Annotated in this window: 10 protein-coding genes and 1 pseudogene; 7 read left to right on the top strand and 4 right to left on the bottom strand. The window is 57.2% G+C overall.

What is annotated here, in order from left to right; all coding sequences use genetic code 11:
- Window positions 1-513: 513 nt before the first annotated feature.
- Window positions 514-1,926 carry a transcciptional activator PmfR gene (gene pmfR / locus ACTJK0_RS18790; RefSeq protein ID WP_223917529.1) on the bottom strand — a complete coding sequence of 471 codons (1,413 nt, stop codon included), beginning with the start codon at window positions 1,924-1,926 and terminating at the stop codon, window positions 514-516.
- A gap of 702 nt (window positions 1,927-2,628) precedes the next feature.
- On the opposite strand from pmfR, the gene ACTJK0_RS18785 reads away from it, so the two are divergent.
- From ACTJK0_RS18785 to ACTJK0_RS18770, 4 genes are all read left to right on the top strand, one after another.
- Window positions 2,629-3,957, top strand: a complete 1,329-nt coding sequence (locus ACTJK0_RS18785) for an APC family permease (protein ID WP_159635063.1) — start codon at window positions 2,629-2,631, stop codon at window positions 3,955-3,957.
- 852 nt (window positions 3,958-4,809) lie between these two features.
- Complete coding sequence (gene purU / locus ACTJK0_RS18780; RefSeq protein ID WP_159630031.1) at window positions 4,810-5,673, top strand: formyltetrahydrofolate deformylase; 864 nt, start codon at window positions 4,810-4,812, stop codon at window positions 5,671-5,673.
- Window positions 5,674-5,729: 56 nt separating this feature from the next.
- A complete protein-coding gene (locus ACTJK0_RS18775; RefSeq protein ID WP_159630033.1) occupies window positions 5,730-8,204 on the top strand; it encodes a GcvT family protein in 2,475 nt (824 codons plus the stop codon).
- Window positions 8,205-8,300: 96 nt separating this feature from the next.
- Window positions 8,301-9,230 (top strand): bifunctional methylenetetrahydrofolate dehydrogenase/methenyltetrahydrofolate cyclohydrolase, encoded by a 930-nt coding sequence (locus tag ACTJK0_RS18770; RefSeq protein WP_159630035.1) that lies wholly within the window; start codon window positions 8,301-8,303, stop codon window positions 9,228-9,230.
- A gap of 260 nt (window positions 9,231-9,490) precedes the next feature.
- On the opposite strand, the gene ACTJK0_RS18765 is transcribed toward ACTJK0_RS18770, so the two are convergent.
- The 3 genes from ACTJK0_RS18765 to ACTJK0_RS18755 all read right to left on the bottom strand — a co-directional run bounded on the left by ACTJK0_RS18765 (window position 9,491) and on the right by ACTJK0_RS18755 (window position 12,557).
- Entirely contained in the window at window positions 9,491-9,706 is a 216-nt protein-coding gene (locus tag ACTJK0_RS18765) for a hypothetical protein (protein ID WP_223917530.1), read from the bottom strand.
- A 568-nt stretch (window positions 9,707-10,274) separates the two neighbouring features.
- Window positions 10,275-10,967, bottom strand: a complete 693-nt coding sequence (locus ACTJK0_RS18760; protein WP_236560689.1) for a fumarylacetoacetate hydrolase family protein — start codon at window positions 10,965-10,967, stop codon at window positions 10,275-10,277.
- A gap of 84 nt (window positions 10,968-11,051) precedes the next feature.
- Window positions 11,052-12,557, bottom strand: coding sequence for an NAD-dependent succinate-semialdehyde dehydrogenase (locus ACTJK0_RS18755; RefSeq protein ID WP_159630043.1), 1,506 nt, complete (start codon window positions 12,555-12,557; stop codon window positions 11,052-11,054).
- 884 nt (window positions 12,558-13,441) lie between these two features.
- Between ACTJK0_RS18755 and ACTJK0_RS18750 the strand changes: the two genes are divergently transcribed.
- The 3 genes and pseudogenes from ACTJK0_RS18750 to ACTJK0_RS18740 form a co-directional block, all read left to right on the top strand.
- A complete protein-coding gene (locus tag ACTJK0_RS18750; protein WP_159630047.1) occupies window positions 13,442-14,707 on the top strand; it encodes a flavin monoamine oxidase family protein in 1,266 nt (421 codons plus the stop codon).
- Window positions 14,704-15,048 carry a cupin domain-containing protein gene (locus ACTJK0_RS18745; RefSeq protein ID WP_159630049.1) on the top strand — a complete coding sequence of 115 codons (345 nt, stop codon included), beginning with the start codon at window positions 14,704-14,706 and terminating at the stop codon, window positions 15,046-15,048. Before ACTJK0_RS18750 ends, ACTJK0_RS18745 begins: the two co-directional genes overlap by 4 nt.
- Window positions 15,049-15,408: 360 nt before the next feature.
- Window positions 15,409-15,546, top strand: a pseudogene (locus ACTJK0_RS18740) (ACP phosphodiesterase); the annotation flags it as partial.
- Window positions 15,547-15,841: the final 295 nt, after the last annotated feature.

Here is a 15,841-nt window from a genome sequence, read left to right as displayed (position 1 = left end):
TCTGCACGGATGCTCTTCGCAACCAGAACCGGCAGGCTCAAGTGAAAGGTAAGGGTGCCATCCCAGGCTGGGGACGGAGCTGACCGGTTTTGTGATGTGTCCGGCCGGAACTGTTGCTGTCATTATCGGACCTTTCTGTTCCTCAAGCCCAGGTTCTCGTGGACGAGAGGGTAAGGGGAGGGCTTAACTACAGGGACTTGACCTGCGCAAGAACAGGTATCAACCCATAGAAAGGTGCAAGTAAATTGGGTTACGGTTCTTGTTGCGCAGGGGTTGCCGTATCTCATGAAACCAACGACAACCCCTGTTCATCGAAGTTAGACGTTCCGGCGGCGGCAGTCATGATACCGAAAGCCAAAATTATGAGCGCTTTTTGTGTGATTCCTAGGACTCCCAGTGGGAACTGTTGATTTCAAAGGCAGAGGTTATGGATCGTAACTACCGGGAAGGGACGCCAACCTTGGTACGGCTCTCTTCCAGAAAAGCAGCTGGAATCGCACTTGACAGTAGGGTTCAGTCGGATTTGGACGAGTAGGACGGCCAGGCTTGAAACGCGAGCCAGAAGGCCGAAAAATCCGCTGAAGAAGCGATGTCTCGCCCTGTGACCTCTTTGATTCTGGTCAATCTGTAAGACAAGGTTTGACGGTGGATTCCGAGAGCGGCTGCCGTTTCATTCCAGCTGCGGTCGTGGGCAAGGAAGGCGAAAAGTGTTTCACGCAGAGCAGTCGATTTAGGATCTGCAGCCGCAAGCCCACCCAGCACTTGTTGAACAATGGCGCAAGCTTCCTTTTTGGAACGAGTAAGCAGCGATACAGGGACTCCGACGAAATCGGTCCATTGGTCGTTCGTCCCACCGGATGAAAAAACCTTTGCGGCCTCATCGGCAGCTGCTTTAGCATCCCGCAGGTCAAGGTAAGTTGACGATGCTCCGGCCCGGATGTCGAGGCGGCGGAGCAGCTGCCTGACCTCATTTCGGCTCTGCTCGGGCATTAGGACAAAAAACGAATTGCCTCCGGAGCCAGCCAGGATTGGCAGTGACTTGATGGAGGCGGCTCGGGCGACCTTGTTGCCGTCCTCTGCTGCCACTGCAACAAATTGATATCCCAGTGAAGTGCCGCCCGGGCCAAGCAGGGTCTCCAAGCCTTCCGGGCTCCGCCCTTCCAGGACGGACGCTAGCATTTGCGCGGAGCGTTCCGCACGGCGTCGAAGAGTCCTTAAAAGTTGACTCAAGGCGACATCCACCACTTGCAGGACGTGGATTAGCAGGAAACTGCTGACCTCCTCCCCGGGGTATTCCAAAATCATGAGCCGGGAGTCATTGTCCCCCGGGAGCGCATAGGTGCGTTCACGTGCCAAAGAGAGCATGGATTCCAGCGGTGTGCCCTCCACAATTGGGAGCCCTGTTTGCTCATCCAAGACTCTGAGCCCAGCCCTAAGAAGCGCCTGCAAATCATTCATCATCCGTACCGGATCAGTACGGGCGTAGGTGGACAACTGGTAGAGCTTGCTGAGCTTGAGTACTTGCATGGTTTGGGTAGTGGCCGTAGCAGCAGCAACTGTTCGCCCGATTGCGGCGAAGGGAGTGGCATCGTTCGTAAGAAGCACAGGAAAGGAGCGTTTCTCTGCTTCTTCGTATAGTTCCTGCGTGAGAGGGGGAAGACTTGGGTGATCCCCGAAGGCAACACCGGCAAGGCCGGCCTCGTCAAGCTTGCCAATAAAAGTCCGTTGTTCCTCGGCACTTCGTGGAACGCACAAACCCACGGTCATCAGTAACTCATGCGGACCGAGCCAGCGGTCGGGGTCACTCAACTCACAGCTATGCGCCCAGAGAACTTGCCGGTCAAGGCCGCCCGCGCCGGCAATTACCTTCGTACCCAGACTTTGGGCAGTAACAAGATCCCTGACCGTCAGCATTTGCTGTTCCATACGTGCATCTTAGTACTGGTGGATGAGGGAAGAATTAGTACTAAAGAACGAAGGCAGCCCACAATTTGTTCACTAGCCCAATTTCGGACCCCGGGAGCGGCTGCGTAATGTGTGGCCTTTGTAAGGGGAGTTAACGAATGACTTCGGCGGATCGACTCCCCTCATGGCTCGACTCCCAAAGCTGTGCTGAACGGTTCTGAGCCCCCCCTGGGAGCACCCTAGCGAGGACGTGACGCTTCTTTAAGCGATCCCTGCGTATCGATCGTCGAGGTTGACCGGCGGCTTCACTTGGTTTCTCCGTGAGGCGGGAGGGCGGTGCTCTCATTCGTGCGAGAACAGCAAGACTCAACCCCTTCTGGATAGCATCCTGCCGAAAGGCTGGGCCAGTTGGTGAGGCGCTGAAAAAATACCGGCGAACGACTCGGGCTGAACAAACAGATCAGTCGTGAACCAACCGCGTCGAAGTCACTATCGAGTAGGTGTAAGGACGCATCTTCTCACCCGCTGCCTTAACAAGGTTCTAAAGAAAATTACACTTACGCGTCGTAGCCGCTCCGTGGCCTCGACTCACCTGAAAGGCGTACAGCTTTGCAAACTTCTTGTGAAAACGCAGGAGCATCAGCAGGCGGTGGTTACGGCCCACCGACTCAAGATACAGCCCACGCAGATCTGCAGTTAGGGCACCTTACCGGCTCGCAGGTGATGGGACTTTCAATATCGTCCTTCATCCCCGCTGTCGGTCTTTCAGCAGTGCCAGCGTTTCTCGCCTCTTACACAGGGCGTTCCTCGTGGTTAGCGATGGCCGCTTCCGTCGTGGCTTTCACAATCATCGGGCTTTTTATCACCGTGTTCGCGCGACGGTATATCGGGACGGGGTCTCTCTATTCGTATATTCGCCACGTGTTCGGCTCGTGGAGTCCGCTCATTATCGCGGCAGCCATGGTGCCCGGTTACATAGTTGTAGTTATGGTTCTGGTCGTATCGCTGGGCCTGTATATCGGAAGTTTCCTCATGTCCGTGGGCCTGCCTAGCGCAGCAGGACCGGACACTCAGTTGGTTATCTATGTCCTGGCCGCGCTGGTGGCCATGGGTATCGCCTATCGTGGCTTGGATGTGTCCGTCCGGGCCAGCGTAATCCTCACAGTCGTTTCCGTACCGGTCATGTTGACTATCACCGTAGCAACCGCCTTCGCAGGAAATATCGATTTGCTGGGGCAAGCTAGCCTCAGCGATTTCACCTTCAACAGTTTCCTCCAAGGTTTAGCAATAGGTTCGACATTCTTCATCGGCTTCGAAAGCAGCGCAGCCCTTGGCGCTGAAACCCGAAACCCGACCCGCGCTATTCCTCGGGCGATCATGGTGGTTCCCCTCGTCCTCGGCACGGCCTTCCTTGCTGCCACAGTGATCCAGGTACCCACCCTTGTCGATTCCGCTGATCAACTTGCCCTTGGTGTCTCACCGAATGCGGTACTAGCTGAAGCAGCAGGGGTAGGCCTTTTGTCGAACATCAGTGACCTGGTACTTGCCGCTGCCGTCTTCGCCAGCCTCATCGGCTTCTTCAACTACGGATCGCGAGTTGTTGTCAGTGCTGCTTCAGACGGGCTCCTACCTTCTGCATTAACCAGGGTCAGCAAGCGCCACAAGAGTCCAGTGGCGGCTATTGGCTTCCTTGGAATTCCTTCGCTTGTTGGTCCCCCAGTGATGCTATGGCTAACATCAGCCGCGCCGCTGGAAATATATGGTTATATCGCTACGTTGTTGGTCTACTTCTGGGTAATTCCATACTTCCTCATCTGCATCGGCGGTGCGGTGTTGTTGAACCGCACCGGCCCTAGGAAGTCCGTTCTGGTCAACATTGGAGCTGTCCTGGCATCGGCTACTGTCCTTTGGCTTTACGTCAATGGAATCTTGTACCCCGTGGCGGGGCCGCTGAGCGCACTGCCTTATGTAATGATCGGGACGGTTGCCGTGTTCCTCATCGGCTTTGTGGCGTCCGTCCGGATTAAGAGGAAGACTGCGGTTTCCACGTAGGGGCCTCATTTGCACTACTAACTGCAGGCAGGCCACGGCGCTTTGCTTCAACTGCGGCGACGGGCAGCACTCTCCGAAATTGCCCCAAAGCCTAGAGGCTCCCGTCCAGTCCCCCTGGGCGGGAGCCTTTTCATTGCAACATCGCTCGTGATTCATATGGGCGGTGTACGGAGGCCTGCGATCTGCCGCATGGTCGATTACGTCTCAGAATCCGTCTTGACAGTTGCGCCACGCAATCCGCCACGGATGTAGAAGCCTTCATGAATCCGGCAGCCCGACCAACCTGGGCTGGCACGAGCGGTTTTATGGAAGCAGTTGCTATTCGGTCATTCCGCGCCATAGACGGTCGCGCGTCGTGCCCTCCCTGTTTGGGGAAGCCGACTGCCAACGATTTCAGGAGAACAGCACAAGGTGACTCGGTTTGGTGCCTGTGAGCATTTGGGCCAAGCCGGCTCCTTCGACCAGGTAATCGCGTGGCTCTGGCAGGCGGTGACGCCAGGTGTCAGCTGTGGGGCGCTAGTCTCGGTGTAGCGGGGCGACGGCAGCACGGCTCGCCAAGGGCCCCTATGCGCGTCGCCGACACCGGCGCAGTGTGGGCGTGACTAGGCATACGGTGAGGCCAGCACCCACACGTGCACAGAAAGCTCCCGCTTTCTCAGTTGTCAGCCTTCTGGAGTATGAAAACTATGATCTTTTCATACAAATACTGCATGGTCGCGCCGAATTTTGGGCCGTATGGTCGAGGCAGGATGCAGGTGCAGATGGCAGGGCTAAGCCTAGTTTTAGGCACTGTCCAAACCGTCCCTCCCCGCACGGGCACCCCAACGAACTAAATCTCCCAATAGGAGTCCTATGGAAAACGCCCAATTCCGCCAAGTAATTCTTTCACTCAGTTGCAGAGACAGGATTGGAATCGTTCATGCTGTCTCTGGGTTCCTGGTATCCCACGGCTGCAATATTCTTGCCAGTCAGCAGTTCGACGACAACGCAGAAGACAGATTCTTCATGCGCGTGCAGGTGTCCTGCCCAGCGGCCCTATCCGTTGGCGACCTGAAAAAAGCTTTTCTCGCTCTGGCCTCCACATTCGAGATGGAGTGGACGCTGGTTGATGCCGCCGATCGGCCCAAGGTTGCATTGCTCGTTTCCAAAGCTGAGCATTGCCTCAACGACTTACTCTTCCGTTGGCGCTCCGGACAACTTAAGGTGGATTTTCCGTTCATCGCCTCAAACCATACAACTCTCCAGCAAGTTGCAGACGCTCATGGCATCCCGTTCTTCCACATTCCAGTGACACCGGAAACCAAGCAAGAAGCAGAGGAAAAGCTCCTGGCTCTCCTGGCAGAACATCACGTGGATCTAACCGTTTTAGCCCGGTATATGCAGGTGCTCAGCGACGACCTTTGCCGCGAACTTTTCGGCAAGGCCATCAATATCCACCATTCATTTCTTCCCGGATTTAAGGGCGCCAAGCCCTACCACCAAGCATTTGACCGCGGGGTAAAGCTCGTCGGGGCGACGGCACACTATGTCACGGCCGAACTGGACGAGGGACCCATCATTGAGCAGGAAGTCCTCCGCGTCGGACATGAATACAGCCCAGCTCAACTAGCAGTGACAGGTCAGGACGCAGAGCGACTAGCACTGTCCCGGGCTGTTCAGTGGCACGCCGAACAGCGAATCCTCCTAAACGGCCACCGCACCGTCGTTTTCAAATAAGCACAACCATCCCGTGCCTGGGTCGTGCACTGACCTGAGCAGAAAAGAGGCCCCTAATGGACAGGCTTGTCGACCGCACAATCAGCGCGACGATGTTTACGGATACTTCTCACGACCCAATGCCGACGCACGTGCGGACAGTTGTGGTCGGTGGGGGAATCATAGGTGCAAGTATTGCCTATCATCTTGCAGCTGCAGGTGAGAACGACACTCTGCTCTTGGAAAGCAATGTCCTGGGCAGCGGCACGTCTTGGCATGCGGCAGGACTGGTCACAGGAGCCCGCGGCACCACGACTATGACGAAACTGGCCAAGTACGGTTTGGACTTTTACAGCCAGCTCGAGCAGATGTCAGGTCTGGACGTTTCATTTCAACGTTCCGGTTCCCTTAGCGTTGCGCGGACCGCTGGCCGCGTTGATGAGCTTCTATATGCAAAGGACGTGGCCGACCAGCAGGGGATACGGACTGAATGGCTGAGTCAGGACCGTTACGAGGAATTGTGGCCCCTGGCCTCCTCCTCAGGAGTCGCCGGAGCGCTCCTGCTACCTGACGATGGTCATATCAATCCCGGACACGCAACAGTGGCTCTCGCTAAACTCGCGTACGGCCTGGGGACCCAAATACGCGAAAACGTATCCGTCCAAAAAATCCTTCGCCAGGGTGATCTCGTCGTCGGCGTGCTCACGGACCAAGGAATCGTACACTGCGATCGATTGATTCTGGCATGCGGTTTGTGGACTCGGGATCTCGCGGCCACTGCCGATGTGAAGGTCCCCTTGTACGCTGCCGAACACATCCATGTCCGATCCGCAGAGATTGACGGGGCTGTCGCTGAACTGCCCGTATATCGGGACCTAGACAACAGCTACTACATCCGTCACGAGGCAGGGAGGCTCCTGGTCGGTGCATTTGAGCCTGACGGGCTTCCAAGGCCGCTTAAGGAAATCCCATCCAGCGGTTTCGCCGAGTTCGGGCCGGAATGGGAACACTTCGCTCCGATTAGAGCCAAGGCCGAAGCGGTAGTGCCGGCTCTTGCTTCAGCGGGATTCGATCGATTTCTGAATGCCCCGGAGAGCTTCACTCCGGATGCCAACTTTGCCGTGGGCGAAACCTCAGAACTTTCTAACCTCTTCGTCGCAGCGGGTTTCAACTCTCAGGGCATCATCTTTGCTCCCGGCATCGGCAAGGAGTTGGCCGAGTGGGTCATTTCAGGAACGCCCGGCTTTGACTCATCCTCGGTCGACGTACAGCGCTTCGCGGAACACCAAAACAATCGCAAGTATCTTAATGCACGAACCAAAGAGGGCCTGGGACGGCTGTACGCAATGCACTGGCCGAACCTCCAAATGGAGACGGGCCGCAACGTTCGTCGAACGCCCCTTCACGGGCGTCTGGCTGAGCTCGGTGCCTGCTTTGGTGAAGTAAACGGCGGCGAACGGGCGAACTGGTACGGGGACCCAGGAACGTCTCCCAATTATGACTACAGCTATGGACGTCCGACCTGGTTCGACCGCGTAGCCGAGGAGCATGAAGCGGCGCGTGAGGGTGTGGTCCTTTTCGATCTGAGTCCATTCGCGAAGTTCGAAGTTGCGGGCCCTGATGCCCTCGAAGTTTGTCAGATGGCAGCAACAGCAGACGTCGACGTTGAGACTGATAAAGCCGTCTATACGCTCTTCTTGAATGATCGAGCGGGAATCGAACTGGACGGAACCATCACTCGTCTCGGCCGTGACCGGTTCCTGATCGTTACGCCATCGTTCACGCAGCAAAAGACGGCCGCATACCTCAAACGAGTCGCACGGGGAAAAGCAGCCGCAGTGTTTGACTGCACGGCGGCTCTGGCAACCATCGGAGTCATGGGGCCCAAGAGCCGAGAACTTCTTAGCAGGGTTTCCCCAGAGGACTGGTCCGACGGGGCACAGAAATACACCCACGGACGCATGGTCGAAATTGCCGATGGCTATGCCTATAGTCTCCGCGTTAGCTTTGTTGGCGAATTAGGCTACGAGTTGTATCCGAGCGCCGATATAGCAGTGAACGTACTGGATGCGCTGTGGGAAGCAGGGCAGGATCTGGGAGTGAAAATGGCCGGCTATCACGCATTGGATTCACTGCGCAGCGAGAAGGGATTCAGGCACTTGGGCCACGATATCGGGCCTATCGATGATCCGTATTCGGCAGGCCTTCGTTTCACGATCTCCATGGACAAACCGGGAGGCTTCGTGGGCAGGGACGCCCTCCTGAAGCTCGATCCTGCAGCGCCTGACCATCGGACAGTGTATGTGGCCTTGGAAGATCCGGATCCAGTGTTCGTACATGACGAGACGGTCTACTGCAACGGCCTTCCCGTGGGACGCATGACGAGCGGCAGCTATGGCCACACCTTGGGACGAGCAGTCGGAATTGCCGCTATTGACCCTGGCGTAGACCTCTCGGGTGACTTTGAGGTCAAGTGTAAGGGACAGAATTACCCCGCGAAGGTCTCCCGGCGGCCGTTTTACGATCCCAAGGGCGAACGACTCCGCGGGTAGAGCCGCGTCCTTCAAAATCCCCTGAGATGAACTCAGATGTCGACAGGGCGGCTTATGGACAGCCGGAGTCTCACACGATCATTGAATGGAAGGCCCATGGCTAAGGACGCGATGCAAAAACCGGAGGGCCAATTGGCGAACACTGGCAAAATCCTTGACGGCAAGGCAACAGCTCTTGTCGTAAAAACTGATCTCGCAAGTCGCGTTGCAGCGTTAAAGGACCTTGGCAAGACGGTTGGGTTGGGTACAGTTCTCGTCGGCGATGATCCGGCAAGCCATTCATACGTGGCGGGGAAGCACAGAGATTGTGCTGAAGTGGGAATTGCATCCATTCGTAGGGATTTACCGTCCACAATTTCTCAAGGGGAATTGGAGAGCGTACTGGATGAGCTGAATGAAGATAGCCGAACCACAGGCTACATAGTTCAGCTGCCGTTGCCCCCGCACATCGACCAAAACGCTGTCTTGGAAAGGATAGCCCCTCAAAAAGATGCTGACGGTCTCCATCCGATCAACCTTGGAAGACTCGTACTGAACGTCAGCGGGGATCTTACTTCTCCTCTGCCCTGCACCCCTAACGCAATCGTGGAGCTGCTGACCAGACACGGGATCTCTCTCAATGGTTTGGAGGTGCTTGTCGTCGGTCGTGGAGTGACAGTTGGTAGGCCCCTGGGTCTGCTGCTAACACGGCGCGCGTGCAATGCAACTGTCACTTCAGCCCATACCGGATCCGTTGATCTGCCTAAGCTGCTTAAGCGTGCAGATGTTGTCGTGGCCGCAGCCGGGGTACCGGGTATGGTGCAAGGCAAAAACCTCAAACAGGGGTCAATCGTCTTAGACGTCGGAGTATCGCGGAACACTGATGCCAGCACCGGCAAGGCCGTCCTTAACGGAGACGTTGCTGCCGACACTTTGCGTGTTGCCTCCTGGATCTCGCCCAATCCCGGCGGAGTGGGTCCTATGACGCGGGCGATGCTCCTTGCCAACGTTGTTGAGGCGGCCGAACGGGACCTTCTTCTTAAATGAAATTTCGGAACGCGTGCGGGACGGTGGCGGTTCGGGCAGTTCGTTGCGAATCACGTTGGCGAAGCCGCGGAACGGATCAAGCGCCAAGGTTTTGATGCCTGCCGTAAATTCCCCTCCCTGTTCTTTGAGCCAGTCCGTGTAGGCCTTACCGGAACGGCCCGGAACAAGGTCCAGCAACTTGGCGTGGACCACACCTTGGGGTCGCGGACGTGATCCATGACCCTGGTGTCCATACCAGCGCCAGGTGGTCCGGTATGGGATCAGACGGGCTCGTCAACGCCGAGAGCGTCCACTCCTGTCAGCCTGCCGGCCGTTGTGATCCGCCGGGCGGCTTCTGCCTTGATGGCGTCCCAGGCAGTGTGCCAGGAGACGCGGAGCTGGTGGGCCAGGGCGGAGACCGAGGTGTCGAAACGCTGCAGGCCGTCGGCCGCCCATGTCACGGTCCTGGCAGTGAGTTCTGCCCGGGGCCAGGCCAACTCGTGCTCTTCGGTGAACGCGGTTCTTGGGCGATCCGGGTCCGGGCACCGCCAGACTCGCTTGGCCCGGAGCAGTCGCACCGGACGGCCGAAACACGGGTGTCATGGAGCCGGACGGTCGGCGGCCATGCCCGATCGCGACGATGCCGCAGTCCGGACTGCCACTGACAGTTTGTGCTGTCTCCACGCGCAGAACCAGGCCGGTCCCGGCCGCTGTGACAGAGCAGACGTGGATACCTTCCACATCAAGAAGGGCGTCGGCCCGCTCGCACCGCCCGGGCAGGAAGTAGCATTGGGCATAGCAGGGTCACTTTGTTATTTGGAAGCTTGGTCGCTGCCAATTCAAAGTTGCACCTGAGCTCTCGCCTCCGCACCATGCCGCAGCGTCATCAGAACACACTCCCGGCACTGGCGTCAGAGGTCCCAACCACGCTCATCTGTGAAGGACCAGTAATGTGCCCGGAGCGAGTAGTACTGTTTGGGCACCTTGATCAAGGCCAATGCTAGGCGTTGACACTTCCCGGGCCTGTCTCTGACCGTCCGTTCGTTGAGTGGCCCTTTATGGCGCTCAGGTGACAGGACTGGTTAAAGTGCCTATTCCCCCGAGGCTGATTTGAACGCGATCTCCCCGGCTAATAGCAGCGAATGTCCCCGGTGCACCCGTCATCACGATGTCGCCAGGCTCAAGAGCCGTCCAACGGGTGACGTATACGAGGCAGTCCAGCACGCTCGTGGGTAGGTTGAAGGACCCGGAGTCGGCTACAACTCGGCCGTTCACGCGGACAGTGATGCTGACTTTGTCAGGATCACTGATTTCTGTTTCAATCCAGGGTCCAAGAGGTGTGTAATTTACCCCGGCTTTGGCTTGGAAAAGTTTCTCGTCGACAAGTCCCTGGTCCGCGTTTGTGACATCGTTTGCAATCGTGTAACCCAGCACATAGTCCATCGCAGATTCGGCAGTTAATCCGACAGTGCTTTTGCGAATAACTACTGCCAGCTCCCCCTCAGCGTGTACTGCACCTGCGTCTTGAACCGGGTGAATATGATCACCCGGGTTCGCAAGCGTATGGACTGATTTGTGCCATGCCTGCACGGGGAGCGGATGTTTTTTCCCCGGGGGGTTGTGACTCATTCCAATGAGCACGGAGGGAAGAACGGGAACAAGTAGCTTCGCCCCTTCCGCAGGCGTAACTTGACCTGTAAAGGATATGACCTTGGCAAACGGGTCAGTCAGGTGGTGCCACTTGCCGTCCCGCAGCACTGCATGCTGAGGGCCTGCGTTCGTTTGTATCCTAGCGAGCCGCATTATCCACTCGTTCCGTCGGCCAGTGACGCCGGCAGTCGTTTAGTTCTCATACGGGTCGTTGATGCCGATGTACTGGGTGGTGGTGTATTCGGCGATGCCTTCGGTGCCGCCTTCGCGGCCGAGGCCGGATTGTTTGACGCCGCCGAAGGGGGCTGCGGCGTTGGAGATGATGCCCGCGTTGAACCCGACCATCCCGAACTCGACTTGTTCCGCTACGCGGAGGAGGCGGTTGAAGTCTCGGCTGTAGAGGTAGGCCGCCAGCCCGTATTCTGAAGCGTTGGCCAGTTCGATGGCGTCCTGTTCAGTGGTGAAAGTGGTGACCGGCGCGACAGGACCAAAAATTTCTTGGCTGAGGATCGCCGCATTGTTAGGGACATCGGCAAGGACAGTGGGCTGGTAGAAGTAGCCTGGCCCCTCCGCGGGGCCCCCACCGACCAAGGCGACGGCCCCGGCATCGATGGCAGCTTTGACGAGGGCGTGGACGTCGTCGCGGGCACCGTCGTCAATCAGCGGGCCGACCTGGGAAGTAAGGTCAGTGCCGCGGCCGGTGGTGAGGGCGCCCATCGCGCCTGCAAACTTCCGAGTGAATTCCTGAGCCACGGATTCGTGGACGAGGAACCGGTTTGCAGCGGTGCAGGCCTCACCCATATTCCGCATCTTCGCCGCCATGGCACCTTCTACAGCTTTGTCCAAATCTGCATCTTCAAACACGATAAACGGCGCGTTGCCGCCCAATTCCATTGAAGTCCGCAGGACATTTTGCGATGCCTCTGCCATAAGGCGCCTGCCGACGGGAGTGGACCCCGTGAACGAAAGTTTCCGCAGGCGCGAATCTTTCAGCAGCGGTCCAGATATCTCTGAAGCCGATGATGAAGAAACAACGTTCAAAACCCCGGCGGGAAGACCGGCCTCCATCATGGTTCGGGCGAAAAGTTGTGAAGTCAGGGGTGTCAGCTTGGCGGGCTTGAGAACCATCGTGCAGCCAGCGGCGATTGCGGGAGCAACCTTTCGCGTAGCCATCGCCAAGGGGAAATTCCACGGGGTTATCAGCAGGCATGGTCCTACGGGTTTGTGCTGGACCAGGATTTTGTTCTTGCCCTCGGGGGTGGTGAGATAACGGCCATAGTCCCGCACGGTTTCCTCGGAGAACCACCGCAGAAATTCAGCCCCGTAAGCGACCTCTCCCCGGGCTTCCGCGAGTGGCTTGCCCATTTCCAACGTCATCAACAGCGCGAAGTCCTCCGATCGTGCTGTTACTAAGTCAAAAGCACGGCGTAAAATCTCGGAGCGCACTCGGGGAGCGGTCCGCGCCCACGAGGCTTGCGCCTCGCAAGCTGCGTCCAAAGCGGCAACAGCATCCTCGCTAGTGGCGGAAGCCAGAGTGGTCAGGACCTCCCCGGTAGCAGGATCACGCACATCGAACGTGCCGCCGTCGGACGCGTCGAGCCACTGGCCGCCAATCAGCAAGCCCGTCGGCACAGACGCGAGCAGAGATGCTTCGCGCTCTTGGGGAGTGGTGGGCAGCACAGCTGATTCAACGGTCATTTGTAGTCCTCAAGAGATTGATTTGTAAGCGATGATTGCCCTGCGGGCACTGCACATGGCGCGGAGGGAGATTAATTCACGAAAGACGTGAGTCTGCGGCCAAGGTGCGCGGAGCGAGACAATCGGGGCCGCGTGCATAAAAAGGCCTTCACGCTCGGAGGTAACCAGTGAGCGTTAGATGTGCGGTAAATATCCAATGTTGTTTCTCCACAGATCCCGTTCGACGGTAGTCCTTGGCGTAATGTCCGTCGAAAGACGGACACTGAACGTTTTTTGATCATGACGCGTGACAACAATCCCGTGATTTGAAGTGTGGAGCGCGTGCACCATTGCCTCGTTGACCACGGCGCTGAGTCGTTCTTCCATCTCATATCGATGATCTACAGTGATGACCTTGTTGTAAGAGCCTATGTGCGCTGCCATGCCAAGGTTTCCTTCCGAAGCGGTTCGCGAGTTTCCGACCAGGCAATCTTTCAGACATGAGAGCGCTTCTTGTGGGATCTGTTGTTTCAGTATGAACTCGAGCAACAGTTCACGGCCCTACGCCTGTAGCAGTGAGTATGAAGCCGCGAAGGGTGGTCCGCAAACAGTTCTTGCGGATGACTTCGGTGCATATTTTGTACTTGAGTCTGAATTATGTCTTCCCTGCGCCTGTAAGAACTGTCTGCAGGACAACCGTATTCTTTTGTCTTTAAGCTCCGCGGCCGCTCTTGTCCCTAGAGGTTTCGTGCCAGGACTACGCAAGAACTGTCCAAGAGTACAAAAACGGCAGTTATTTCTCGCTTTCGCACGATTTTCACGGTGAACCAAGCGGCCTAGCCTGAGGTGGAAGCAGCAGATGCAATCTGTCTGCGCCCCTGAACAAACGAAAAGGAGATGGCTGTATGGGCCGCATAGGGATTCTTGGTGCCGGCCTGGCTGGGCTGGCAGCTGCTACAAAACTTGCCGAAGCCGGAGAGCACGTCACAGTATTCGAAGCCCGCGACCGCCCCGGCGGTCGGGTGTGGTCCGAAACGCTTGACACGTCAACCGGCTGTTATGTCATAGAACGAGGTGCGGAATTCGTTCTTGACGGCTATACCTCAATGCGACGGTTGCTTTCCCAGTTCGGGCTTCGCTTGGTTGATACTGGCATGAGCTACTACGTTCGTGAGCCCGGCGACGTGCCTGACATCACTTGTGATGACATTATTCGTACCGGGCGGGAAGCGCTGCAACTAGCCAGTAGCAGCGGCCTCCAAGGGACCGCCGAAGCGCTGCTGGCCGACCTGCCCGACGAGCCGGAACTAGTGGACGCCCTTCGTGCCCGCATAGAGATCTCGACGGCGGTGAGCGCATCAGAGGTTACGGCGAAATCCTTGCAGCATATTGCATCGTTCGAACCCAAACCCAGCTGGCGAGTGGCTGGCGGCAATCAGCAGCTGCCCGACGCCATGGCAGGTGCACTTGGGGATGCAGTCCGCTATGGCGAAACCGTGAAAGCGGTTGAGAACATTAGTGACGGGGGCGTTCTCGTCACCACTGATGGCGGCACTTCGGTTTTTGATGCCGTAGTTGTCGCTCTTCCACTGGCCGTAGTCCGCCACCCCCAGGTGACACTGCCCACGAACGAAGCGCGCGACTCAGCCTTGAAGTACGTTCTTCAAGGTCATGCTGCAAAACTGCACCTCCCTTTGGAAACTCAGCCCACCACAAGTGCTGTCATGTCGGTGGAAGGCCGCTACTGGACTTGGACGGCCACTGATGAATCGGGGGGAGTGGTCCCAGTCCTAAACGCCTTTATGGGTTCCTCATCAGCAATATCCCGCGCCAACCTTACGCAACACCCGGAGGAGTGGGTTGCTAAGGCGCGAGCACTCCGGTCCGATCTCACCATCCCAGAGGACGCTTCCGCGCTGACCACTATATGGTCTCAAGATCCGCTGGCTGGTGGGGCATATGCCGCCCACGCCCCAGGTGTAACGGCCGCTGGAACGGCTCTCTTGGAGAAACCGGTTGGAGATGTTTTCTGGGCCGGCGAATATAGCGAACCGGAATTTGTTGGCCTAATGGAAGGAGCTATACGCAGCGGCGAGCGGGCAGCAGGACGTATCATTCAGCGCCTTCAAGCACGTTCGCGCAACTCAGATTCCGAAAGAACCAAAGCATGAGCACCGTACTTAACGCTTCTTCAGCGCACTGGCCAAAACCGGTCCCGGTTGCTTCCGAACGAATCATCCAGGGGACACCCGCCGCGAGCACTGTCGTGTTATTCACCGATGACAAAACGGAACTTGGGTTGTGGCGGGTCAGCCCTGGTGAGTTCACCACCGTCCATCAGGGATACGAGGAATTTATAAGCGTTCTCGAAGGAGAAGGCCAACTGACTCATGATGACGGCTCGCTGATCACGCTCAAACCCGGAACAGTCCTAATTCTTGAAAACGGTTGGAGCGGTCGATGGAGCATCGACAGCACTCTTGTTAAGTCCTATGCCACAGTTCGAGTGTGAACCAGCAAACGGGCAAGCACGCATCCCGGAAGGCTTTTACACCCGGGCCAAAGCGAAAGACGTTTACATCCATCGTTCTACAGAAGGTCTAGACGTGAACAAGCACTCGTCACACCCGTTCAGTCCCAGGTTTTGCCCCATGCGGTCAACCGAGCATCGCGCGCTTTACTTCCGAGATCGGCTGTTCGCGGCCGGCTGCATGTCCGCGGAGAAATCCAGCGACGCGGACCTTCCTGCGTCACTCTCGTGGACGCCCGCTGCAAATCGCAGTCCGGAAGTGCACGATCTTCTTCCCTGGCTCGGGTGGGTCACCGAATAAACCGGCCTCCGGACAAGTCTGGTCACAGTCTCCGCATATAACTAAAGCTTGCCCAGGATGACCTCGAGTTCAACGAAATCCCCATCAAGAATCTCCCGCTCTATAGCTATGACTACGACGCCGATTTCTCCCCGGAATGCCTGGCGCTGAAGCGTGCTATCGAAGCATCCGACGGTATGCCGGGGGTCATATATTGCCAGTGGTGCGTACAGGCGAGGACTGCGATGTCGCCTCGACATGCACGAATACATATGTTAGCGGCCATGAAAAACTGCCCATAGGCGGCCACGAAAATGCCCACTGACGGCCAGTAGAACTGCCCATCGGTGACCATGAGATCTGCCCACTTCCTCAACTGAACCTGCCGCGTCTTCAGCGGCGGGGGCCTCTCCCCGGGATTTGATGACGGTGTCTAGTCGCACCAAATGTCGTCCCAGGAAGAGGCCCTGTATGAAGCATGACGGAGAAATCATG

This window comes from Paenarthrobacter sp. 22069 (assembly GCF_052046035.1).
GTDB lineage: Bacteria > Actinomycetota > Actinomycetes > Actinomycetales > Micrococcaceae > Arthrobacter.
Note: the sequence above shows the minus strand (reverse complement) of the source record. Positions and strands in the feature narration are given on the sequence as shown.